This is a genomic window from Streptomyces marianii (assembly GCF_005795905.1).
GTDB lineage: Bacteria > Actinomycetota > Actinomycetes > Streptomycetales > Streptomycetaceae > Streptomyces > Streptomyces marianii.
The window spans coordinates 1,707,268-1,729,661 of the sequence record NZ_VAWE01000001.1; the positions used below are offsets into that span (position 1 = coordinate 1,707,268).

Here is a 22,394-nt window from a genome sequence, read left to right on the forward strand (position 1 = left end):
GTCACTTCCGCATGACCGCGGGCTCGTGCCGCCGCAGCAGCATCGCGACGACGAACCAGAGCGCCACGCTGAGCAGCACCATCACGCCCATGTTCGTGAGCCACACCGCGGCGGAGTGGTCGAAGAGCGGATCGGCGGTGTCCTTGCCGGGCACGATCCGGGCGAGGTCGACCGTGCTCGCCATCGCCGCGAACGCCCACCGTGCGGGCACCAGCCAGCCCAGCTGCTCCATGCCCAGCACGCCGTCGAGCTTCAGCAGGGCGCCGCAGAAGACGATCTGGACCATGGTGAGGAGCACCAGCAGCGGCATGGTGACCTCCTCCTTGGGAACCAGCGCGGAGATCACGAGGCCGAGCATCATCGACGTGAACGACAGCAGCGCCACGGCCAGGGTGATCTCGAGCAGCGGGGGCAGGAGCACGCCCTCGCCGCCGGGCGCGTTCAGATCCACGCCGGCGAGGCCCACGAGGGTGAGGACGACCGCCTGGACGACCGTGATCGAGCCGAGCACCACGACCTTGGACGTCAGATAGGCGGATCTGGACAGGCCGACCGCCCGTTCCCGCCGGTAGATCACGCGCTCCTTGACCAGCTCGCGCACCGCGTTCGCCGCGCCCGTCAGCACCCCGCCGACGCAGAGCACGAGCAGGGCGTCCATGGCGGTGTCCAGCGTGAACCTGCTCCCCGCCAGGGCCCGGGCCATGACGCCCATCCCGAAGGGCAGCGCGATCATGATGACGATGAAGGTGCGGTCCGCGCTCAGCACGGAGACGTAGCGGCGGACCAGGGTGCCCAACTGCCCGAACCAGCTCTGGGACTTGGGCGGTGGCGCCGCCGCCACCGGCCGGCGGTCCGGCGCGGCGCGCGGCTGGGGGCTGAGCGCGATGTACTGGCGGTGCTGCGACGACACCCGGTAGTCCCCCGCCCAGTCGCGGTCGCGGTCGTTCTCGAAGGCCTCGAACGCCTCCGGCCACTGGTCGAAGCCGAAGAACTCCAGGGCGTCCTCGGGAGCCCCGAAGTAGGCGATCCGGCCTCCCGGCGCCAGGACCAGGAGCCGGTCGCACACATCGAGGTTGAGCACGCTGTGGGTAACCACGATGACCGTGCGGCCGTCGTCGGCGAGTCCGCGCAGCATGTGCATCACCGAGCGGTCCATGCCCGGGTCCAGGCCCGAGGTGGGCTCGTCGAGGAACAGCAGGGACGGCTTCGTCAGCAGCTCCAGCGCGACGCTGACGCGCTTGCGCTGGCCGCCGGAGAGACTGTGGATGGGCTGGTCGGCGCGCTGCTCCAAGCCCAGTTCGCGGATGACCTCCTCGACCCTCGCCTCACGCTCCGCGGGCGCCGTGTCCTCGGGGAAGCGCAGTTCGGCGGCGTAGCCGAGGGCCCGGCGCACGGTGAGCTGGACATGCAGGATGTCGTCCTGCGGTACGAGCCCGATGCGGCGGCGGAGTTCGGCGTAGTCGCGGTACAGGTCGCGCCCGTCGTAGACGACGGTGCCGTGCTCGGCGGGGCGGAGCCCGGTGAGCGCGTTCAGGAGGGTCGACTTGCCGGCGCCGCTGGGTCCCACCACGGCGAGCAGGCACTTCTCGCCGACCGGGAAGGACACGTGGTCGAGGAGTACCTTGCGGCCCTCGTCCACCGTGACGGCGAGGTCCTGCACGTCGAGCGAGATCTCGCCGGAGTCCACGAACTCCTGCAGTTCGTCGCCGACGAGACGGAAGGCGGAGTGCCCGATGCCTACGGTGTCCCCCTCCGAGATCGCGGCCTGGGTCACCGGCTGGCCGTTGAGGTAGGTGCCGTTGTGGCTGCCGAGGTCGACGATCTCGTAGCGGCCGTCCAGGTGGGCGCGGAGTTCGGCGTGCCGGCGGGAGACGATGAGGTCGTCGATGACGATGTCGTTGTCGGCGGCGCGGCCGATGCGGACCGTGCGGGTGGGCAGCGGGCGTACGGTCGTGGGCTGCCGGAACGTGCTCGTGGCGGCGGTTCCCGCCGCGGCGGACGGCGAGATCTCCGCAGGCCGGGCCTGCGGTTCCCGCCGGGCGGCGGGCTCGCGGGCGCCGGAAGCGGGGACCCCCGGCTCAGGGGGCGCGGGAGAGGGCGCTTTCCGCTCTCGCGGGCCGGGGGAGGCGGTTCCGGACACCGGTGCCGCGGGTGACGGCCGCTCCGGACGCGGGGCCCCGGCCCGGGGGCGGACCGCCGCCGGCGCCTCGGGCTCGGCCGCCGTGCCCACGAGCACGGCGCGCGGGCCGTCCTGCGGATTGCCGAACCGGATGACGCTGCCCGGCCCCACACCCCACTCGTGGACGCGGCGGCCCTCGGTGTACGTGCCGTTCGTGCTGTTCTCGTCCTCGACGGTCCAGTGGTCCGCGACGGTCCTCAGGACCGCGTGGTGCCAGGACACCCGGGCGTCGTCCAGGACGATGTCGCTCAGGGGGTCCCGCCCGACGTGGTACACCCGGCCCGGGCTCATGAGCGTCGAGCCCCCGTCGGTTTCGATGACCAGCTCGGGCGCGGTCGGCGCAGCGGGCCGCTCAGCCATGCGACGATTTTAACTTTCGCCCTGTATGTCCGCCCGGTCACCGGAGCCGGACGGCCGCCGGGAGCGGGACGGGGAGAGGACTCCGGGACGGGCCGCCGGGGTGGGAGCCGCGGACCGCCCCGCGGGACTCGCCTCAGGCGACGGACCCGACGGTCCGGGCCGGTACGCGTGGGCCGTCGTGATGGATCGGCGTGTGGGCGCCCGCCAGGGGCACGCCGGTGCCGCCGCGCCGTCCTGCGACGATCTCCGCGGCGATGGAGACCGCCGTCTCCTCGGGCGTACGGGCTCCCAGGTCGAGGCCGATCGGCGAGCGCAGCCGGGCGAGTTCGAGTTCACCGACGCCCGCCTCGCGCAGCCGGGCGTTGCGGTCCTCGTGGGTGCGGCGCGATCCCATCGCGCCGACGTAGGCGACGGGCAGCCGCAGCGCCCGTTCCAGCAGCGGTACGTCGAACTTGGCGTCATGGGTGAGGACGCACAGCACCGTGCGGCCGTCGACACCGGTCGACTCCAGGTAGCGGTGCGGCCATTCGACGACGATCTCGTCCGCTTCGGGGAAGCGGGCCTTTGTCGCGAAGACCGGGCGGGCGTCGCACACGGTGACGTGGTACCCGAGGAACTTGCCGACCCGGACGAGGGCGGAGGCGAAGTCGATGGCCCCGAAGACGATCATCCGGGGGGCGGGAACGCTGGACTCGACGAGCAGGGTGAGCGGACGCCCGCAGCGCGAACCGTCCTCGCCGATGCCGGCGGTGCCGGTGCGCCCCGCGTCCAGCAGGGCGCGGGCCTCGCCGGCGGCGGTGCGGTCGAGCTCGGGGTGCCCGCCGAGGGTGCCTTCGTACGAGCCGTCGGCACGGACGAGGAGCGCGCGGCCCATCAGCTCTCCGGGCCCGTCGGTGATCCGGGCGACCGCCGCGGCCTCCCCTCGTGCGGCGGCGGTCAGCGCCGCCGCCACGACGCCCCGGGACGGGGAGTCCGCGCGGACCGGTGTGACGAGGACATCGATGATCCCGCCGCAGGTCAGCCCCACGGCGAAGGCGTCGTCGTCGCTGTAGCCGAAGCGCTCCAGGACGGTCCGGCCGTCCTCGAGCGCCTGCACGCACAGGTCGTAGACGGCGCCCTCCACGCATCCCCCGGAGACCGACCCGATCGCCGTGCCGTCGCTGTCGACGGCGAGCGCGGCACCGGGCTGGCGGGGCGCGCTGCCGCCGACGGCCACCACGGTGGCGACGGCGAAGTCACGTCCTTGCCCGACCCACCGGCTCAGCTCGTCGGCGATGTCCAGCATGTCGGTCTCCTCAGGGTCGTGGACGCGTGGAGGGCGCGGCCGGGATCAGTGGACGCCCAGCCAGCCTTCGATCGGGTTCAGGGCGAAGAACACGATGAAGATCGCGGTCAGGCCCCACATGAAGCCGCCCACCTCCCGGGCCCTGCCCTGGGCGGCCTTGATGGCGACGTACGAGATGACGCCGGCGGCGACACCGGGGGTGATGCTGTACGTGAACGGCATCAGCACGACGGTGAGGAAGACCGGGATGGCGACGGAGCGGTCGCCCCAGTCCACGTGCCTGGCGTTCTGCATCATCATCGCGCCGATGACGACCAGGGCCGCGGAGGCGACCTGGGGCGGCACGATCGCGGTGAGCGGGGTGAAGAAGAGGCAGGCCGCGAAGAACAGCCCGGTGACGACCGAGGCGAGGCCGGTCCGCGCGCCCTCGCCGACGCCGGTGGCGGACTCGACGAACACGGTCTGGCCCGAGCCGCCCGAGACACCGCCGATCGCACCGCCGGCACCGTCGATGAACAGCGCCTTCGACAGACCCGGCATCCGGCCGCGCTCGTCGGCCAGCTTGGCCTCCGTGCCGACGCCGATGATGGTGGCCATGGCGTCGAAGAAGCCCGCGAGCACCAGGGTGAAGACGATGAATCCGACGGTGATCGCGCCGACGTCGCCCCAGCCGCCGAACTCGACCTGCCCGAAGAGCGAGAAGTCGGGCATGGAGACGGCGCCGCCGGCGAGCTCCGGCGGGGCCATGTTCCACGCCTTGGCGTCGAGACCGGCGATGTTGTGGACGGCAACCGCGACGACGGTGCCGACGACGATGCCGATGAGGATGGCGCCGGGTATCGCACGGGCCTGCAGCATGAAGATCAGCAGCAGGGTGAAGCAGAAGATCAGCACCGGCCAGCCGGCGAGCTCACCGCCGGCACCGAGCGTGACGGGCGGCCCGAACTCCGCGCCCTTACCGACGAACCCGGCCTTGACCAGGCCGATCAGCGCGATGAACAGACCGATGCCCATGGTGATGGCGTGCTTGAGCGCGAGCGGGATCGAGTTCATGATCAGCTCGCGCAGCCCGGTCACCACCAGCAGGCAGATCACCACGCCGTACATCACGCACATGGCCATCGCCTGCGGCCAGGTCATCTGGGGGACGACCTGCGAGGCGAGGACGCCGGAGACGCTCAGACCGGCCGCGAGGGCGAGCGGCACCTTGCCGAAGAAGCCCATCAGCAGGGTGGTCGCCGCGGCCGCGAAGGCAGTCGCAGTGATGAGGCCCGGTTGGCTCAGGACGTTGCCGGCGACGTCCTTGCCGTTGAGGATCAGCGGGTTGAGCAGGAGGATGTACGCCATCGCCATGAAGGTGGTGATGCCGCCGCGCACTTCGCGCGCGACCGTCGATCCTCGTTCGGAAATGTGAAAGTACCGGTCGAGCCAGGACCGTCCGGCGGGGACGCGCGAGCCGGGGCCGGCGTCCTCAGCGGTGGTCCTCGGCTCCACTGACGACTGGGTCATGGTTGCCTACTCCCAAGGTTCACAGGGGCACCCGCGTCGCATCCGAGAACTGGCTCGGGCTGCGGGATTTGGGATCTTGCGCTGGCTGCACGACCCGGGGGACGGCCCGAGACGAACGGTCTGCGGGACGGGAACCCCGTGGGGGCGCCGGTCCGCAGTTCTTCGGGTGCTGCTGGTGCCGGCACCACCGCGTTCGGTGTCCGGCGGCCCGGGACGGATCCCCGGAAGCACGGTCCCCCTCGGAAGGGGGCCGGAGGCGTCCCGGGCGGGGTGGCCCCGGGGCCCGGGGGACGGTGGTCCCCCGGAACCCGCGCGGCTCAGGTGCCGGTCAGGTGCTCCGGGCGTACCGGCGTCCTGTTGAGTTCCAGGCCCGTCGCGTCGCGGATCGCCGCGAGGACGGCCGGCGTGGAGGACAGGGTCGGGGCCTCGCCGATGCCGCGGAGCCCGTACGGGGCGTGCTCGTCGGCGAGTTCGAGCACGTCGACCGGGATCGTCGGCGTGTCGAGGATGGTGGGGATCAGGTAGTCCGTGAAGGAGGGGTTGCGCACCTTCGCGGTCTTCGGGTCGACGATGATCTCCTCCATGACGGCCACTCCCAGACCCTGGGTGGTGCCGCCCTGGATCTGCCCGACGACGGACAGCGGGTTCAGCGCCTTGCCGACGTCCTGTGCGCAGGCCAGCTCGACGACCTTCACCAGGCCCAGCTCCGTGTCCACCTCGACGACGGCGCGGTGCGCCGCGAACGAGTACTGGACATGGCCGTTGCCCTGGCCGGTGCGCAGGTCGAAGGCCTCGGTCGGGCGGTGCCGCCACTCGGCCTCCACCTCGACGGCCTCGTCCTCCAGCACATCGACCAGGTCGGCGAGGACCTCGCCGCCGTCGGTGACGACCTTGCCGCCTTCGAGCAGCAGTTCGGCGGTGGCCCAGGCCGGATGATGGGAGCCGAACCTGCGCCGGCCGATCTCCAGGACCTTCTCGCGGACCAGCTCGCAGGAGTTCTTCACCGCGCCGCCCGTGACGTACGTCTGCCGGGAGGCGGAGGTGGAGCCGGCCGAGCCGACCTGGGTGTCGGCCGGGTGGATGGTCACCTGGGTCACGCCCAGCTCGGTGCGGGCGATCTGGGCGTGGACGGTGACACCGCCCTGGCCGACCTCGGCCATCGCCGTGTGCACGGTGGCGACCGGCACTCCGCCGACGACCTCCACCCGCACCTTGGCGGTCGAGTAGTCGTCGAAGCCCTCGGAGAAGCCGACGTTCTTGATGCCGACCGCGTAGCCGACACCGCGGACGACGCCCTCGCCGTGGGTGGTGTTGGACAGTCCGCCGGGCAGGGCGCGCACATCGGCCTCGCCGCCCGCGACCTCCCACTGGCGCTCCGGCGGCATCGGGCGCGCCTTGATCCGGCGCAGCAGCTCCGCGACCGGCGCCGGCGAGTCGACCGGCTGCCCGGTCGGCATGATCGTGCCCTGCTCCATGGCGTTGAGCTGCCGGAACTCCACCGGGTCCATGCCCAGCTTCGCCGCCAGCTTGTCCATCTGCGCCTCGTAGGCGAAGCACGCCTGCACCGCTCCGAAGCCGCGCATCGCACCGCACGGCGGGTTGTTGGTGTAGAGCGCGACGGCCTCGATGTCGACGTCGTCGACGACGTACGGGCCGACCGACAGCGACGCGGCGTTGCCGACGACGGCCGGGGAGGCCGAGGCGTACGCGCCGCCGTCCAGGACGATCCGGCACTTCAGGTGCGTGAGCTTGCCGTCCCTGGTGGCGCCGTGTTCGTAGTACAGCTTCGCCGGGTGCCGGTGCACATGGCCGAAGAAGGACTCGAACCGGTTGTAGACCATCTTCACGGGCTTGCCGGTGCGCAGCGCGAGGAGGCAGGCGTGGATCTGCATGGAGATGTCCTCGCGGCCGCCGAAGGCCCCGCCGACACCGGAGAGCGTCATCCGCACCTTCTCCTCGGGCAGGCCGAGGACGGGGGCGATCTGGCGGAGGTCGGAGTGCAGCCACTGGGTGGCGACGTACAGGTCGACACCGCCGTCCTCGGCGGGCACGGCGAGGCCGGACTCGGGACCGAGGAAGGCCTGGTCCTGCATGCCGAAGACGTACTCGCCCTCGACGATCACGTCGGCGCGCTCGCGGGCCAGGGCCGCGTCGCCGCGGACGATGGGCTGGCGGTGCACGATGTTCGGGTGCGGGACGTGGCCGATGTGGTGGTCGTCGCGGTTCTCGTGGACCAGGACCGCGCCGGGGGCCGTCGCCGACTCCTCGTCGGTGATCAGCGGCAGTTCGGCGTAGTCGATCCTGATCTTGGCGGCGGCGCGGCGGGCGGTCTCCGGGTGGTCGGCGGCGACGAGGGCCACCGGCTCGCCGTGGTGGCGGACCTTCCCGTGCGCGAGGACCGGCGTGTCCTGGATCTCCAGGCCGTAGTTCTTCATCTCCGTGGGCAGGTCGTCGTAGGTGAGGACCGCGTGGACGCCGGGGACGGCCAGGGCCTCGGAGATGTCGATCGACCGGATCTCGGCGTGCGCGACGGTGGAACGCAGCGTCTGGCCCCACAGCATGTCCTCGTGCCACATGTCCGAGGAGTAGGCGAACTCGCCGGTGACCTTGAGGGTGCCGTCGGGGCGGAGCGTGGACTCTCCGATGCCGCCCTTGGTCTGCGAGCCCTGGGTGACCTTGGTGGGAGTACCGGCCGGGGTGGTGGTGACTCGGGGGTCGAGCGCCATGGTGTCAGACCGCCTCTCCCTGCCGGGCGGCCGCGAGGCGGACCGCGTCGAGGATCTTCTCGTAACCGGTGCAGCGGCACAGGTTGCCGGAGAGCGCCTCGCGGATGTCCGCGTCGGACGGGGAGGCGTTGTGCTCCAGCAACTCGTCGGCGGCGACCAGCAGACCCGGGGTGCAGAAACCGCACTGCACCGCTCCGGCGTCGATGAACGCCTGCTGGACCGGGGACAGTTCGGTGCCCTCGCCGGTCTGCGAGTCGGTTCCCCCGGCGCTCCACTGCCGGGCCTCCTGCAGCGACGTACCGCAGGCGTCCGTGGCGCATCCGCCGTGCCCGTGCTCGGCGCGCTGCCGGGCGAAGTCCGCCAGGCCCTCGACGGTGACGACCTCGCGGCCCTCCACCTGCCCGGCCGCGACCAGGCACGAGCACACCGGGACACCGTCGAGGCGGACGGTGCAGGAACCGCACTCGCCCTGCTCGCAGGCGTTCTTGGAGCCGGGCAGGCCCAGGCGCTCACGGAGCACGTAGAGGAGGCTCTCGCCCTCCCAGACGTCGTCGGCTTCCTGCTTACGGCCGTTGACCGTGAAATTCACGCGCATGGTTATGCAGCTCCTTCAAGCGTGCGGCCGCTGCCGCGGTACTGCTCCCAGGTCCAGCCGAGCGTGCGCCGGGCCATGATGCCGACCGCGTGCCGGCGGTACTTGGCGGTGCCGCGGACGTCGTCGATCGGATTGCAGGCGCCGGAGACCAGCTCCGCGAACTGCTTGGCGATCGAGGGAGTGATGATCTTTCCGCTGTCCCAGAAGCCGCCCTCCAGGAGCGCGGCGTTGAGGAAGTCCTCGGCGGCTTCGGCGCGCACCGGGGTGGGCGCGGCCGAGCCGATGCCGGTCCGCACGGTGCGGGTCTCGGGGTGCAGGGCGATGCCGAAGGCGCACACGGCGATGACCATCGCGTTGCGGGTGCCGACCTTCGAGTACTGCTGCGGTCCGTCCGCCTTCTTGATGTGGACGGCTCTGATGAGCTCGTCCGCGGCGAGCACGTTGCGCTTCACTCCGGTGTAGAACGCGTCGATCGGGATGAAACGGGTGCCCCGCACCGACTCCACCTCGACCTCGGCGCCTGCGGCCAGCAGGGCCGGGTGGGCGTCACCGGCGGGGGACGCGGTACCGAGGTTGCCGCCGACGCCGCCGCGGTTGCGGATCTGCGGCGAGGCGACGGTATGGGAGGCGAGCGCCAGGCCCGGGAGCTCGGTCCGGAGGTTCTCCATGATCCGCGTGTACGGAACGGAGGCGCCCAGCCGGACGTTCTCCTCGCCGACTTCCCACTCGCTCAGCTCGGTGATGCGGTTCAGGTCCAGGAGGTACTCGGGCCGACGGTGGTCGAAGTTGATCTCGACCATGATGTCGGTGCCACCCGCGATGGGCACGGCAGTGGGGTGCTCGGCCTTCGCGGCGAGCGCCTCCTCCCAGCTGGCGGGGCGAAGGAAGTCCATGAGTGGCTCTCTTCTACGTGATTCGGTCGTTCACTGGGGTCCGGGGACGGCCGGCCCTGGCGGGATGTTCATGTCCTGTTAACGCGGTGCGGCCCAGTACACAAGGACCGTCCCGCCGGGTGCAGTCACCGAAACCATGAAGGAGTTGGCTGGTCGCCACCCTCGTCTTGTAGATTCGAACGAAAGGGGGAGACCGGTAACCTCGCCGTTTTCCTCCCGAAACCATCGGCACACCCCTCAGCACAGTCCAACGGCACGACACGACAGATCGGCGGCGACGAGATGCGGCTGCGCGCACTGCTGGAGACCGACGCGCTGGGACTGCGGCTGCTCGGCGGCGACGACGAGCTGGACCGCACCGTCCGCGGCGTGATGACGACCGACCTTCGCGACCCGAGCCGCTACCTCTCTGGCGGTGAACTCGTGCTCACCGGCCTCGCCTGGCGGCGCAGCGCCGATGACTCCGAGCCTTTTGTACGCATTCTCGCAAGCGCGGGGGTCGCCGGACTCGCCGCCGGCGAGGCGGAACTCGGAGACATCCCCGATGATCTCGTCCTGGCCTGCGAACGGCACAGACTGCCACTCTTCGCCGTGAACGAAGACGTCGCATTCGCAACGATCACCGAGTATGTGGTGCGCCAGGTGTCGGGCGAGCGGGCCGGCGACCTGGCCGCCGTCGTCGACCGCCACCGCCGGCTGATGACCTCGGGCCCGGCGGGCGGCGGCCCGGAGGTCGTCCTTGATCTCCTCGGCTCCGACCTGGACCTTCGCGCCTGGATTCTCTCCCCCACCGGACGCGGGATCGCCGGGGCGGGCGAGCCGCTGCCGCCGGGGACCGGCGCCGCACTGGCCGCCGGGCATCTGGCCGCGACCCGCACGGGGCGCCGCGGCCCGCACCGCGCCACCGTCGGCGGCACGACGTATTCGCTGTTCCCGATCCGGAACACGGGCCGGGGCGCCACACCGGCCTCCCGGGACGTCCGGGAGACCGTGCTGTCGGACTGGCTGCTTGCCGTGGAGGCCGACGCGTCCGACTGGCCGGCCGCCCGGCTCGACCTGTTGCAGGGCGTCACCCAGCTGATCGCCGTCGAACGGGACCGCCGGGAGGCGGCCCGCACGGTACGGCGCCGGCTGGCCCAGGAGGTGCTGGAACTCGTCCAGGCGGGCGCACCGCCCGCCGAGATCGCCGCCCGCCTCAGGGTCGCCGCTCCCGTCCTGCTGCCGGGCCTCGGCACGGCGCCCCACTGGCAGGTCGTCGTGGCCAGGGTCGACTGGGATGCGGAGGGTGGCTCCGCCGTCGAGGCCGGGCCGGCCGCCCAGTCCCTCCTGGAGGAGATCCTCGTGGACCCGGCAACGCCGGGCTCCGAGACCGCCGACCGGATCGCCGTCGCCCACAGCGGGGAGGAGGCCGTGGCACTCGTCCCGCTGCCGGCGATGCCCGCCTCCGCGGGCGAGGCGGGCGAGCAGGCCGAGGGACAGGCCGACGAGCAGGCCACCGGCCGGGACGAGGCACCCGGGCTCCACGCGGACGCACTGCTCGAGGCGGTCCGCGGACCGCTTTCCGCCGGCCTCGCCGACGACGGCCGCCTCACCCTCGGCGTCAGCGCCGCCGTCCACTCCGCGGAAGGACTGCGCGGCGCCCTGGAGGAGGCCCGGCACGCCCGCCGCGTGGCGGCCGCCCGCCCCGGGCGGGTGTGCGCGGCCGGCCACCACGAGCTGGCGTCGCACGTCCTGCTGCTGCCGTTCGTCCCCGACGACGTCCGCAGGGCGTTCACGGCCCGGCTCCTCGACCCGCTGCGCGACTACGACCGCCGCCACCGCGCCGAACTGATCCCGACGCTCGGGGCGTTCCTGGACTGCGACGGCTCGTGGACGCGCTGCGCGACCCGGCTCCATCTGCACGTCAACACGCTGCGGTACCGGGTCGGGCGGATCGAGCAGCTGACGGGCCGGGACCTGTCGCGCCTGGAGGACAAGCTGGACTTCTTCCTGGCCCTGCGGATGAGCTGACCGGAGGGGTGGGCCGCCCCGGGGAGGAGCGAGCGAGGGCCGACGGACACGGCGCCGACCTGCGACGCGGCAGACGATCCCGCACTCGCGAGGGGAACGGCTACGCGCCTGCGCGCGGTGAGGCCCCGTCAAGCGGCGTACACGCCTTCATCCGAATGTCTGCGAAACATCGACCCGGCCCGGATCGCACCGGAATTGCACGGCCTTCGGCGATCAGACTCCCGGTGATTGTGAACTGATTCACCAGACCCCTTGGCCACGTAGCCCGATCCGTGCTCTGATTCCGTCTGACTCAACAGCACAATGGCGCGCTTGGGGAGGGCAATGTGGCGTATACCGCCATGTCTGGTTCCGGAACCACAGCAGGTGACGATCCACTCCAGACCGCGGTATGGCGGCTGCGTTCGCGCGGCTGTTGGACGGACGCGGCGGCCCTCCTCGCCCCCCGCGGGGCGTCCCCCGCACTGGCCCTGCAACGCGCCTCGCTCCTCGTGGAGCGCTGTCTGTTCACCGGCGTCGGCTGGGCGGACGCGGAGGACGCCCTGCGCGCGGCGGAGGCCGCGGCGGGGGACGACGACGAGCGCGGCGCGGCCGCCTGCGAGCGCGGTCAACTCGCCTACGCCTCAACCGTGCTGGGAGTGCGCGACCGGGCCGACGAGGCCCGCGCCGCCCTCGGCCGGGCCGCCGCGCTGCTCGCGCCGGACGCGGCGGGCCGGCCGCTCCTCGACTTCCGCCGGGGCCTGGTCGCCGAGCATCTCGCCGACTCGGCGCAGGCCGCCCGCGCGGCCTACCACCGCGCCCACGCCGGCGCCCTCGCCCACGGCGACACACTGCTGCTGTCCTTCACCTGGCGCCATCTCGCCGCACTCGCCCTGCGCGACGGAGAGCTCGCCGAGGCCCGGCAGGGGTTCACCGAATCACTGCGCATCCGCGAGGAACTCGGCTATCTGATCGGCACGGCTCCGGCGCTGGCGGCGCTCGCCGACACCGAGCCGGAACCGGAGGCCACCCGCCTGCGCACCGAGGCCACCCGCCTCTTCCGTCTGCTCGGCGGCATCCCGACCTGGCTCGGCGACCAACTGGCCCCGCCGGCCCCGGCGGCATGACACGTCGAGTGCCGTCCCTGCGGCGGGACGCGCCGCGCACTCCCCCGCCCGGTGCGATACGGCGGCCGCTGCTCCCGGCAGCGTGAACCACCTCGGGCGATCGCCTCCCCGATCGGTCGGCCGACCTCCGCGCCGACCGTGTGACATGTCACGGGTGACGGCCCCGGCGGTGGGACGCATCGCGTGCCGCACCGTCGGACGCGTCGCGGCACGATCCGCCGGACGGGACCCTTCCGGCACGATGCGTCGGACATGCCGCATCGTGGACGACCCGCGGGGGCCGTGACGCGCCGGTGCAACGGCCGGTCAGGACGGAACGCGTGCCGTGACCCGGAACAGTGTGTCGTCCGTGCCGATGACGATCGACCCGTCCCCCGGCACCGCCACCGCCCGGACCGGTGGGCCGGGCCGCAGCGGCAGGGCCTCGTCCGTGCCGAGGCGGCGGAGTTCGACGAGTCCGTCCGCCCAGGCGACGGCCATCGCCCGGCCGTGGACCGCGAGCGCGGTCACCGGGACCCCCCGTTCCACGAGCGGGGTGCTCTCCGGACGGCGGCCGGGCGTCCAGGTGCGGACCGTGCCGTCCGCGCCCCCGCTGCACACCAGCGGCGCCGGGCCGTCCGCCACCGCCACGGCGGTGACCCTGCCGCGGTGCGCGGCGGCCTGGTGCATGCCGTCGTAGCCGAACGCGTGCAGCGATCCGTGACGGTCGCCGACCATGACGAGCCTGGCCGTGGCTGCCAGCGCGGTGCCGGGATGCGCCTCCAGCGTGGCGGCCACCGCGTCCGTGAGAGGGGTGTCGCCGTGGGTGCGGAGGCGACCCCGTTCGTCCAGCATCAGCAGGGTGCCGTCGGGCAGGGGGGCGAGCGCCGTGATCCGCACGGGCATGGCCGCCGTCCCCGCCGCGGGAGTCGCGTCGGCGGGGTGCACGGAACGTATCGCCCCGCGCTGATCGGCGACGAGCAGATGCCGCGACCAGCGCCCCGTGCCCTGGGCGAGCGCCGCCACCGGACCCGGCCAGGGCGGGGAGACGTCGCCGCGCACCCGGGTCCAGTCGGACCGCCACGGAGCCGTGGCGGCAAGGGTGTCGAGGGCCGGGCGAAGGCGGGGGTCGGCGTCGTCACCGAGGGAGGTGAGCAGGACGAGCGCCCGCTCGGCCGGTGGCTGTTCACGGATCAGCGACTGGCCGGCCCGGAACCAGGCGGCTCGCAGTCCACCGTGTCCGTCCGGCCCAGGGAGCTCCACCGGCCCACCGTGTCCGTCCGGCGCTCCTGCCGGACGCTCGTGCCCGTCCGGACGCCGGTCCGGCCCACCGACCCCGTCCGGGCATCCTGCCGGACCGTCGTACGTGTCCGGGCGTCGCTGCCGGGTGTCCGGGCGTCGCTGCCGGCCGTGGTTCTCGTACCGGCGTCCGCGCGGGCCGTCAGCGCCGCGCTCGTACGCGGCCGTCACGCCCGCGGGATCCGCGGCGCAGACCTCGGCCGGGTCCCCGAGGTCCGGTGGTCCGCCGCGGACCTGCTCCACGGGGCCGTCCCCGCTTCCCTCCGCCGCGGCACCGGACGGAAGCGGAGCCGGTTCCTGATCCGGCGCGGGAGACCCGTCTCCCGCGGTTCCCGGTTTCCGCCCGGGTGCGGTGACGAACCGGATGTGCCCCAGGTCCCGCAGTGCGCGCAGGAGTTCGGCGACCTCGGCCGGCTCCCCTGCGTCCGGCGGCGGCGGAACAACGGCCACACCCGTGAGACCGATGCCCGTCAGCGCGCCGACCAGTTCAGCGGGGCTCCTGGCCACGACGCCGAACCGGTTGGCGAGGGCCCACACCGCGCCGCGCACGCTCTGGGCCGGAAGGAGGACGGCCGGGTCGGACACCGCTCCTGCCCTAGCGGTCCGCGCCGTTGAAGTGCTCCCGTACGAGGGAGGTCACCACGGCCAGGTCCTGCACCATCAGCGCCTCCAGCAGGGCCGCGTGCTCGGCCGCGTCGGCCACGAGGTCCGCACGGCGGAGTACGGAGGAGCTCACGAGGGGCCACTGCGAGCGCCGGTGGAGGTCGTCGGCGACCGCGACGAGCTGGTCGTTGTCGGCGAGGGAGAGGACGGCGCGGTGGAAGGCGCGGTCGGACTCCGCGTAGCCGGCCCGGTCACCGGTCGCGGCGGCGGCCGCGGTCGCTTCGGCGAGCGGCACGAGTTCGGCCCAGCGCGCGGCCGGGACGGTACGGGCGAGCCGCAGCATCACCGGCACCTCGATCAGGGCGCGGACCTCGGCGAGCTCGGCCAGTTCCCGGGCCGTCCGCACGACGACCCGGAAGCCGCGGTTCGGAATCGTCTCCACCGCGCCTTCGAGGGCGAGTTGCTGCATGGCCTCGCGTACGGGAGTGGCGGAGACGCCGAACCGCTCGCCCAGTGCGGGGGCCGAGTAGACCTCGCCGGGACGCAGTTCGCCGCTGACGAGAGCCGCCCGGAGGGCGTCCAGGATCTGGCCGCGCACGGAGTGCCGCCGGACGACCGTGCCGGGCGCCGGGGGTTCGCTGTGGGTGTGCTCACCTCGGACGTGCGTACCGGACGGCGGTTCCGTCCCCTCGTCGTGCCGGCGGGGCGAGGGCGCCCCGGTACCGGACTGCTGGCGGCCGGCCGCCCCGCCCGGACCGTTCCCCCACCCCCCGGAGGGAGGCCGGGCGCCCGGGGCTCGCTCCTCGCGGGTCTGCCCGGGTACCGGGGCGGGCGCTTCCCCGGCAAGGGGGGCCGCGGCGAAGTGGGGCCCCTGGGCGGACTCCTCCGCTCGGGCACGGACAGGAGACGGGCCGTGTGACGGGCGCGCGCCGCCCTCCGGGACCGGGATCCGACTCGGACCGGGACCGTGCGCGGGAACCGGCCCCTGGGCCGAAGCCGGGTCGTGTGACGAAGCGGAGCCGAAGGACCGAGCCGATCCAAGGGCCGGAGCGGAGCCACGGGACGCGGCCGGACCGCCTGCCGCACCCGGTCCCCGGACCGGGCTCGGGAGCCGTCCGGATCCGAGGTCAGAGCCGGTGCCGAAGTCGGAGCCAGGCCCGGTTTCAGAGCCGGTGCCGAAGTCGGAGCCAGGCCCGGTTTCAGAGCCGGTGCCGGGGTCGGAGCCAGGGCCGGGGTCGGAGCCGGTGCCGGGGTCGGAGCCGGTGCCGAGGTCGGAGCCAGGGCCCGAACAGGGTCCGGGAGCGTACTCCGCCCGCGTCTGCCCGGGAACGCGGACGGACGCGGACGGCTCCGCCGCGGCCTGGCCGCGCGCTGTGCCCTGCTCCACTCGGGTCCTCCTCCGCCTGCGCTCCGGGCCCGGCTCGCACGGCGCGGGTCCTGCGTGCACGATAAGCGGACGGGGTCACAGTTCAAACACGCATCGCGTCGGGTAAGGTAAGGCTAACCTGCTAACGATCGCGATTCGGTGGTCCCCGCATGACGGTCCCCGCTGTTCTTCACGGCTCGCGGCCTTCCGCCCCTTCCGCCGTCACGACGCCCCTGACCGGCGCGTACGCACGAATGTCCGCGGTGTTCCCCGGGCTCGGGGTGCGGGAGCTCACGGGCGGCGAGCCGGCGCCGCGCGGAGCCGGCTGGGTCGCGGCGGCGGACCTCGCGGCCGGCGGCGCCGCCCTCGACGCGTTCCTCGCGTGGGACAACGCACAGGTGCTGCAGGACTACGGACAGCAGGCCCGCCCGGACGTCGTCGCGAGCTTCGGGCTCCACCGCTACGCCTGGCCGGCCTGTCTGCTGATCACGGTGCCGTGGTTCCTGGAGCGGCGTGTCCCTCGGCTGCCCGTCGGGGACGTGTCCTACCAGCGCGCCCGCGGCCGGATGGCGGTCCGCGTCCGCTCCTTCTCCTGTCTGCCGGGCGACCCGGCGGCCGGACAGCCGGGCGCGCGCGTGGTCACCGACGAGAACGCACTGCGTGCGGAGGTGCGGGACGCCGTCGCCGAACACATGGAGGCGATCCTCGACGGCTTCGGCGCACGCATGCGGCGCGGACGGCGCGCCCTGTGGGGCATGGCGACGGACGAGGTCGTCGAAGGGCTCTGGTACGTGGCGCACCTCCTCGGCGAGGAGCGCCGCGCGATGACGGAGCTGGAGGCGCTGCTGCCCGGCGCCACCAAGCCGTACGTCGGCACGGCCGGGTTCCGCGAGCTCTCCGGGCCGTCCGGGGAGCCGCTGCCCACCAGGGACCGGGCGAGCTGCTGCATGTTCTACACGCTGCGCCCGGAGGACACCTGCGTCACCTGCCCCCGCACCTGCGACGCCGACCGGGTGCGCCGGCTCGACGCAAGGGGCTGACCCGGGCCGGCCCCCGCGAGGTTCGGCGCACACCGGACGGCGCTCGATGTTCGGCGCCCCCGGTGGCGCACTCGACCGGCGTCCCGCGAGCAACGGAATTCGAACGCAATTCCCTTTACCTACTGGGGTGTTCGAGCGAATAGCGCCCATTCGCAGGCCATGAGGACCCCTTGGCACCCTCTTGCGGGGAAACCCCCTGTCCGCGACGGCACTTCGGCCAATATGGCGCGCGAAACGCCCAACGCGATGCAGATGCAAGGGACACCGCATGAGACTGACCGACATATCGCTCGACTGGCTGCTTCCGGGCGGCGTGATGCTCGCAGGGGTCGTCGCGGCGGTCGCGGTGCTCGCGCGCGGCAGGCGCACCGGGAGCGGTAGCGCGACCGAGGACTCCTGGGAGCGCAGTGAGGAACGCCGCAGGCGCAAGGAGGCCGTCTACGGCACCGCCTCCTACCTCCTGCTCTTCTGCTGCGCCGCGGTCGCCGCGGCACTCTCCTTCCACGGCCTGGTCGGCTTCGGCCGGCAGAACCTGAACCTCTCCGGTGGCTGGGAGTACCTGGTCCCGTTCGGCCTCGACGGTGCCGCGATGTTCTGCTCGGTGCTCGCCGTGCGTGAGGCCAGCCACGGCGACGCTGCGCTCGGCTCACGCATACTGGTCTGGCTGTTCGCCGGTGCGGCGGCCTGGTTCAACTGGGTCCACGCGCCGCGCGGGCTCGGTCACGACGGCGCGCCGCACTTCTTCGCGGGGATGTCGCTGTCCGCGGCCGTGCTCTTCGACCGGGCGCTGAAGCAGACCCGCAGGGCGGCGCTGCGCGAGCAGGGGCTGGTGCCCCGGCCGCTGCCGCAGATCCGGGTCGTGCGGTGGCTGCGGGCGCCCCGGGAGACGTTCGGCGCCTGGTCGCTGATGCTGCTCGAAGGGGTGCGCACCCTCGACGAGGCGGTCGACGAGGTACGCGACGACCGGCGCCGGAAGGAGCAGGAGCGCATGCGCCGACGCGACCACGAGAAGCTGGAGCGGGCGCGGCTGCGGGCGCTCAACCGGCAGCACCGGGCCTGGGGTCGGCGCGGCGGACGGCAGGTGGAGGTCACCACGACCTTGAGCGGCGGTCTCCCCGGCTCCGCGCCGGCCGTCGGAGCCGTCGCGGAGCCCGCCGTGGCCGAGTCCGGGCAACTGCCCTCGCGCTCTCGGCCCTCCCTGCAGGCCGTCAAGGGCAGTGACCTCGTCACGGTCGACCTCACGGCCGAGGACGACACCCAGGCGCTGCCGCGTCTCGAGTCCCTCGAGCAGAAACTCAAGCATCTGGAGCAGCAGTTCGGCTGACACGCACACGGCACCGGCACGGGCGGGCCCCTTCACCGGGGCCCGCCCGTCCGCGTCGTACCGCCCGGGGCCGTCGCACCCGCGTTCACAGGGCCTCGCGGACCGGTCCGTACCCGCAAAACCCGACCCACGGACTGCCCTCCACTCGCACATCCCGGCGTACGGACCTCCCCGTACCCGCACACCCCCGCGTACGGACCCGCCCTCGGCTCGCACCCCGGCGTACGGTCAGCCCCGGGCCTCACGGCCCTCGTGCGCACGTCCCGGAGCCTCACACCCACCCTGCCAGCGATTCCCCGGATCACACCCCGCAGGTACCCCGGACCCGCGTCACCGCGCCCGTCACGCCCGCCCGCCGTGCAGTTCGAACCACACCGCCTTGCCCAGGCCGTGGGCCCGTACACCCCACGCGTCGGCAAGGCTCTGCACCAGCAGCAGGCCCCTGCCGTGTGTGCTCTCGTCGGGCACGGGCTCCGCGGGCGGCTCCACCAACGCGGTCGTGAAGTCCCGTACCTCGACCCGCAGTCGTGCGGGTGCCACCGTCGCCGTGACGACCGCCCCGTCCTCCGTGTGCACCAGCGCGTTCGTCACCAGTTCACTGGTCAGCAGTTCCGCCACCTCGGCCGAGCCCGGCTCGCCCCAGTGGCCCAGCAGGACCCGCAGGGCCCTTCTCACCTCCGGTACCGCCCTGAGGTCCGCGCGCCTCACGCTGCGCCGCAACTGCGCGGCACCCGACCCCTCCTGACGCCCCGCCATTTTCCCCCACCGCACGTCGGAACGGCCCCTTCCCCGTCGCTCGTCCCGTCCGTCTCGAACAGGAACTCCCGGAATGCATGCCCCGCCGAGCTGTCGCCACGCATGCCGATTTCACCCGCAGTCACGGACGCGGCACGTTCCACAGGTTCGAGCGTGCCATCTGGACCATCCGGCCGACGCCGCCCTCCAACAAGAGGATCCGTCTATCCACGGCCCCGGCGGTTACGCCTCCCAGACGGCACACGCCGTACGGTCGTCGGCGTAGCCCTTCACCCGCAGCTGGGTGTCGGCCAGGTACGCGGAGAGACCGGGCGGCTCCGCGCCGGCCCATCGTTCCGCCAGCTCCCCGGCGAGCTCGCCCTCGCCGCGCAGGGGGTCGGCGAGGCCGTTGCTGCAGAGCAGCAGCGTGTCCCCCGGGCGGGCCACGGACGCGCGGAACCGGAACGGTTCGGCGGGCGTCGGCACGGGCGCGTCGAGGTGCGGCGACGCGGACGTGGTGACGCCCAGGTCCATGGTGAGCCGGTCGCCCTCCCCGGGCCCCGGGGGCCGGGAGCCGTAGCCGACGACGGGTTCCCCGGCGAGGGCGTCGGGGAGTGACGGTTCGAGGTCCTGCCAGCCACCGTCGCGCAGGCGGAACAGCCCACCGGCACCGACGCCGAAGAACACCCGCGTGCGGCAGCCGGGGTCGGCGGACAGCAGCAGGCACCGCAGGCTCGCCGTGTACTCCTCCGGCGTCAGGCCCAGTTCGGCGGAGCGTGCGCGGAGCTTGCCGAAGGAACGGTCGGTGAGCCGGTGGAGCCCCAACTTCAGGTCGCCGCGCCGGCCGGCCCTTATGTCCTCGGCGAGCCGGGCGTGGCTGCGGCCGACGGCACCACCGATCCAGCGACAGGCGTCGGCGGCGGCCAGGTGCGCGCTTTCCGCGGCCCGCGCGCCGGTGGCCACGGCGACCAGCACCAGGGCCCCTTCACCAGCACCGAAGCGTGCGGTGAGCAACGCGTCACGGCGGTGCTCACCGCGGTATCGGGCCGAGTCGCCGCGCACGGAGGCGGCCCGCAGGGTGAACGCGCCGTACCGCGCACCGTCCAACACGGTGTCCGCGACGATCCCGTCGAGCTCGTCCGGATCCGCGGCGGGCAGCGCGGCGGGCTCGGCGTCGTACGTGGGCGGCCGGTCCCCCACGTACCAGCCCCCGTCCCGGCCTCCGTCCCGGCCTCCGGTGCCCTCCCTGCGCCGTGGCCACGGCACGGCCCCGCGCCGCCCCGCGTTCCGGGTCACCCGGTCGGGGGGCGTGTCGGCCGCTCCGGCCGGGGGCCCCGCAGGTTTCGGCGGGAGTTCCGGTGCGGGTTCCCGCGCGGGGTTCCGGGCGGGAACCCCCACGGGCCGCGCACCGGCGGCAGCGGGCGGGGGCGTCGTCGGCGCGGGGACGGACGGGGCGGCAGAGGCCGCGGGGTTGGGCGGCGCCGACGAGGCGTCGGGCGCGGGTCCGCAGGGGACCGGCGGGGACGGTACGGAGGACGAGGGCAGCGGCGCCTCGACGGTCGGCCCGGGTGGCGGCGCCGACGGAGGTGGAGGTGCGGCGGAGGAACTGGGTGCGGCGGGTGCGGGCCACCCGGATTCGGTGCGGGACGCGCGCGGGTCCTCGGCGGAACCCGTCGGGGTGGACGGGGCGGCGGGCGGCTCCCAAGGGGCGCCGCCGCCGCGGCGGGACGGGTCCCACCAGGTGTTCGAGGGCCCTTCGGGACCCACCGTGTCCACCGCGGAGTCGAAGCGGTCGTCCAGTGTGTCGCCCGCCGCGGCGGGGCCGGTGTCCGGGGGCGACTCGTCGTACAGCCGGTCCCACCAGTCGCCGCCCGCGGCGGGCCTCTCCCCCTGCTGGCTCATGCCCTTATTGTCCACCGCGGGGGCCGCACGAAAACCGCGTATTCGGCAGTACTCGCTCCGGAAGCATGCCCACCGGGCGTCCCAACCCCCCAGGGGAAGGGCGCCCGGCGGACGTTCGGGTGGTCAGCGCACGCCGGGCGCAAGGCCGTTGACGTCGGCGGACGTCCCATGGTGTGTGCTGTCCTTGTAGTGCGTGTCGCGTCCGTGGTGCGGGAGCTGCTGCTGCGACGTATGTGCCTATGCGACCTCGGTGGTGCGTCCGGTGCTTGCGGTGGAGCCACCTTGGCAGAGCCGGAAGCCCTCCGGGGATGATGTCGGGCGGCGGGTTCACGCCGTGGCCGGTTTCCGCCACGATCGTGTCCGCAGCAAGCGGAATGGTGAGGGCCGGGGAGGGCTCAGAGGTGCTGGGAGCAATTGGTCTCGACGCGAGGCAGGAGTCGGCGTACCGCGCACTGGTGGCGCTGGGTGCCGCGGAGGTGGCCGATCTGGCACACCGGCTCACGCTCCCGGAGGCCGACACCGAGCGGGCGCTGCGGCTGCTGGAGCGTCAGGGACTGGCCGCGCAGTCGTCAGGGCGCGCCGACCGCTGGGTGGCGGCACCGCCGGGGGTCGCGCTCGGCGCCCTGCTCACCCAGCACCGCCACGAACTGGAGCGGGCGGAACTCGCGGCGGCTCTGCTGGCCCAGGAGTACCGGGTGGAGTCCACGGAACCGCCCGTGCACGACCTGGTCGAGGTGGTCACCGGGGCCGGCGCGGTGGCGCACCGCTTCCTGCAGCTCCAGCTGGGCGCGTCCGAGGAGGTGTGCACGCTCGTCACCGGGAAGCCTACGGTCGTCTCGGGCATGGAGAACGAGGCGGAGGAACGGGCGGCACAGCGTGGCGTCGCGTACCGCGTGGTCATCGAGCGCGAGGTGCTGACGCTGCCGACCGGGCTCGTCGAGGTGTCGGCCTCGCTCGGCCGCGACGAGCAGGTCCGGGTCGTGGACCGGGTGCCGACCAAGCTCGTCGTCGCCGACCGGGCGCTGGCGATGGTCCCGCTGACGGGGCGCGGTTCGGAGCCGGCGGCGCTGGTGGTCCACGCGAGCGGACTGCTGGAGTCGCTGACCGGTCTGTTCGAGGCCGTGTGGCGGGAGGCGCTGCCGCTGCGCCTCGGCGGGAGCGGCGAGGTGACGGAGGACGGCCTCGCGGGCCCGGACGGCGCTGACCTGGAGATCCTGTCGCTGCTGCTCGCCGGCATGACGGACGCGAGTGTCGCCAAGCAACTCGACCTCGGCCTCCGCACGGTCCAGCGTCGTGTCAAGGGCCTCATGGAACTGGCCGGCGTGACGACCAGGCTGCAACTCGGCTGGCACGCGTACGAGAAGGGCTGGGTGGCACGGTCGGCCGGCGAGCGCCGGTCGGGCGGCCCGGGCACCGGTGCGGCCGCGGTCGCCGGGGCGGAGACCGACGGCGACGCGGGCTCCGCGGCGTGCGCGGTGCCGTC

General features: G+C 73.5%; 13 protein-coding genes and 2 pseudogenes. 5 read left to right on the forward strand and 10 right to left on the reverse strand.

What is annotated here, in order from left to right:
* Position 1: 1 nt before the first annotated feature.
* The 6 genes from FEF34_RS07580 to FEF34_RS07605 form a co-directional block, all read right to left on the reverse strand.
* Complete coding sequence (locus FEF34_RS07580) at positions 2 to 2,539, reverse strand: FHA domain-containing protein (RefSeq protein ID WP_138052444.1); 2,538 nt, start codon at positions 2,537 to 2,539, stop codon at positions 2 to 4.
* A 133-nt stretch (positions 2,540 to 2,672) separates the two neighbouring features.
* On the reverse strand, positions 2,673 to 3,824 hold the full coding sequence (locus FEF34_RS07585; protein WP_138052445.1) for an XdhC family protein: 1,152 nt from the start codon (positions 3,822 to 3,824) through the stop codon (positions 2,673 to 2,675).
* A gap of 45 nt (positions 3,825 to 3,869) precedes the next feature.
* On the reverse strand, positions 3,870 to 5,333 hold the full coding sequence (locus tag FEF34_RS07590; RefSeq protein ID WP_138052446.1) for an NCS2 family permease: 1,464 nt from the start codon (positions 5,331 to 5,333) through the stop codon (positions 3,870 to 3,872).
* A 317-nt stretch (positions 5,334 to 5,650) separates the two neighbouring features.
* Positions 5,651 to 8,059: a xanthine dehydrogenase family protein molybdopterin-binding subunit gene (locus FEF34_RS07595; RefSeq protein ID WP_138052447.1), complete on the reverse strand. Its 2,409-nt coding sequence runs from the start codon at positions 8,057 to 8,059 to the stop codon at positions 5,651 to 5,653.
* A gap of 4 nt (positions 8,060 to 8,063) precedes the next feature.
* Positions 8,064 to 8,654 (reverse strand): (2Fe-2S)-binding protein, encoded by a 591-nt coding sequence (locus tag FEF34_RS07600; protein ID WP_138052448.1) that lies wholly within the window; start codon positions 8,652 to 8,654, stop codon positions 8,064 to 8,066.
* A 2-nt stretch (positions 8,655 to 8,656) separates the two neighbouring features.
* A complete protein-coding gene (locus tag FEF34_RS07605) occupies positions 8,657 to 9,547 on the reverse strand; it encodes an FAD binding domain-containing protein (protein WP_138052449.1) in 891 nt (296 codons plus the stop codon).
* A 282-nt stretch (positions 9,548 to 9,829) separates the two neighbouring features.
* On the opposite strand from FEF34_RS07605, the gene FEF34_RS07610 reads away from it, so the two are divergent.
* On the forward strand, positions 9,830 to 11,557 hold the full coding sequence (locus FEF34_RS07610) for a PucR family transcriptional regulator (RefSeq protein ID WP_138052450.1): 1,728 nt from the start codon (positions 9,830 to 9,832) through the stop codon (positions 11,555 to 11,557).
* 341 nt (positions 11,558 to 11,898) lie between these two features.
* A complete protein-coding gene (locus FEF34_RS07615; RefSeq protein ID WP_171052862.1) occupies positions 11,899 to 12,663 on the forward strand; it encodes a hypothetical protein in 765 nt (254 codons plus the stop codon).
* 306 nt (positions 12,664 to 12,969) lie between these two features.
* Here the strand turns inward: FEF34_RS07615 and FEF34_RS07620 are convergent, their stop codons facing one another.
* On the reverse strand, positions 12,970 to 14,526 hold the full coding sequence (locus FEF34_RS07620; protein WP_138052452.1) for a hypothetical protein: 1,557 nt from the start codon (positions 14,524 to 14,526) through the stop codon (positions 12,970 to 12,972).
* A gap of 10 nt (positions 14,527 to 14,536) precedes the next feature.
* Positions 14,537 to 15,208: pseudogene (locus tag FEF34_RS07625) on the reverse strand (GntR family transcriptional regulator); the annotation flags it as partial.
* 872 nt (positions 15,209 to 16,080) lie between these two features.
* Here FEF34_RS07625 and FEF34_RS07630 point away from each other — a divergent pair.
* Complete coding sequence (locus FEF34_RS07630; RefSeq protein ID WP_138052453.1) at positions 16,081 to 16,950, forward strand: (2Fe-2S)-binding protein; 870 nt, start codon at positions 16,081 to 16,083, stop codon at positions 16,948 to 16,950.
* 268 nt (positions 16,951 to 17,218) lie between these two features.
* Positions 17,219 to 18,274, forward strand: a complete 1,056-nt coding sequence (locus FEF34_RS07635) for a DUF2637 domain-containing protein (RefSeq protein WP_138052454.1) — start codon at positions 17,219 to 17,221, stop codon at positions 18,272 to 18,274.
* Positions 18,275 to 18,616: 342 nt separating this feature from the next.
* On the opposite strand, the gene FEF34_RS07640 is transcribed toward FEF34_RS07635, so the two are convergent.
* On the reverse strand, positions 18,617 to 19,030 hold the full coding sequence (locus FEF34_RS07640; RefSeq protein WP_171052863.1) for an ATP-binding protein: 414 nt from the start codon (positions 19,028 to 19,030) through the stop codon (positions 18,617 to 18,619).
* A gap of 222 nt (positions 19,031 to 19,252) precedes the next feature.
* Positions 19,253 to 20,911: a protein phosphatase 2C domain-containing protein gene (locus tag FEF34_RS07645; protein ID WP_138052455.1), complete on the reverse strand. Its 1,659-nt coding sequence runs from the start codon at positions 20,909 to 20,911 to the stop codon at positions 19,253 to 19,255.
* Between the two features lie 401 nt (positions 20,912 to 21,312).
* Between FEF34_RS07645 and FEF34_RS07650 the strand changes: the two are divergent.
* Positions 21,313 to 22,302, forward strand: a pseudogene (locus FEF34_RS07650) (helix-turn-helix domain-containing protein); the annotation flags it as partial.
* Between the last annotated feature and the right edge of the window lie 92 nt (positions 22,303 to 22,394).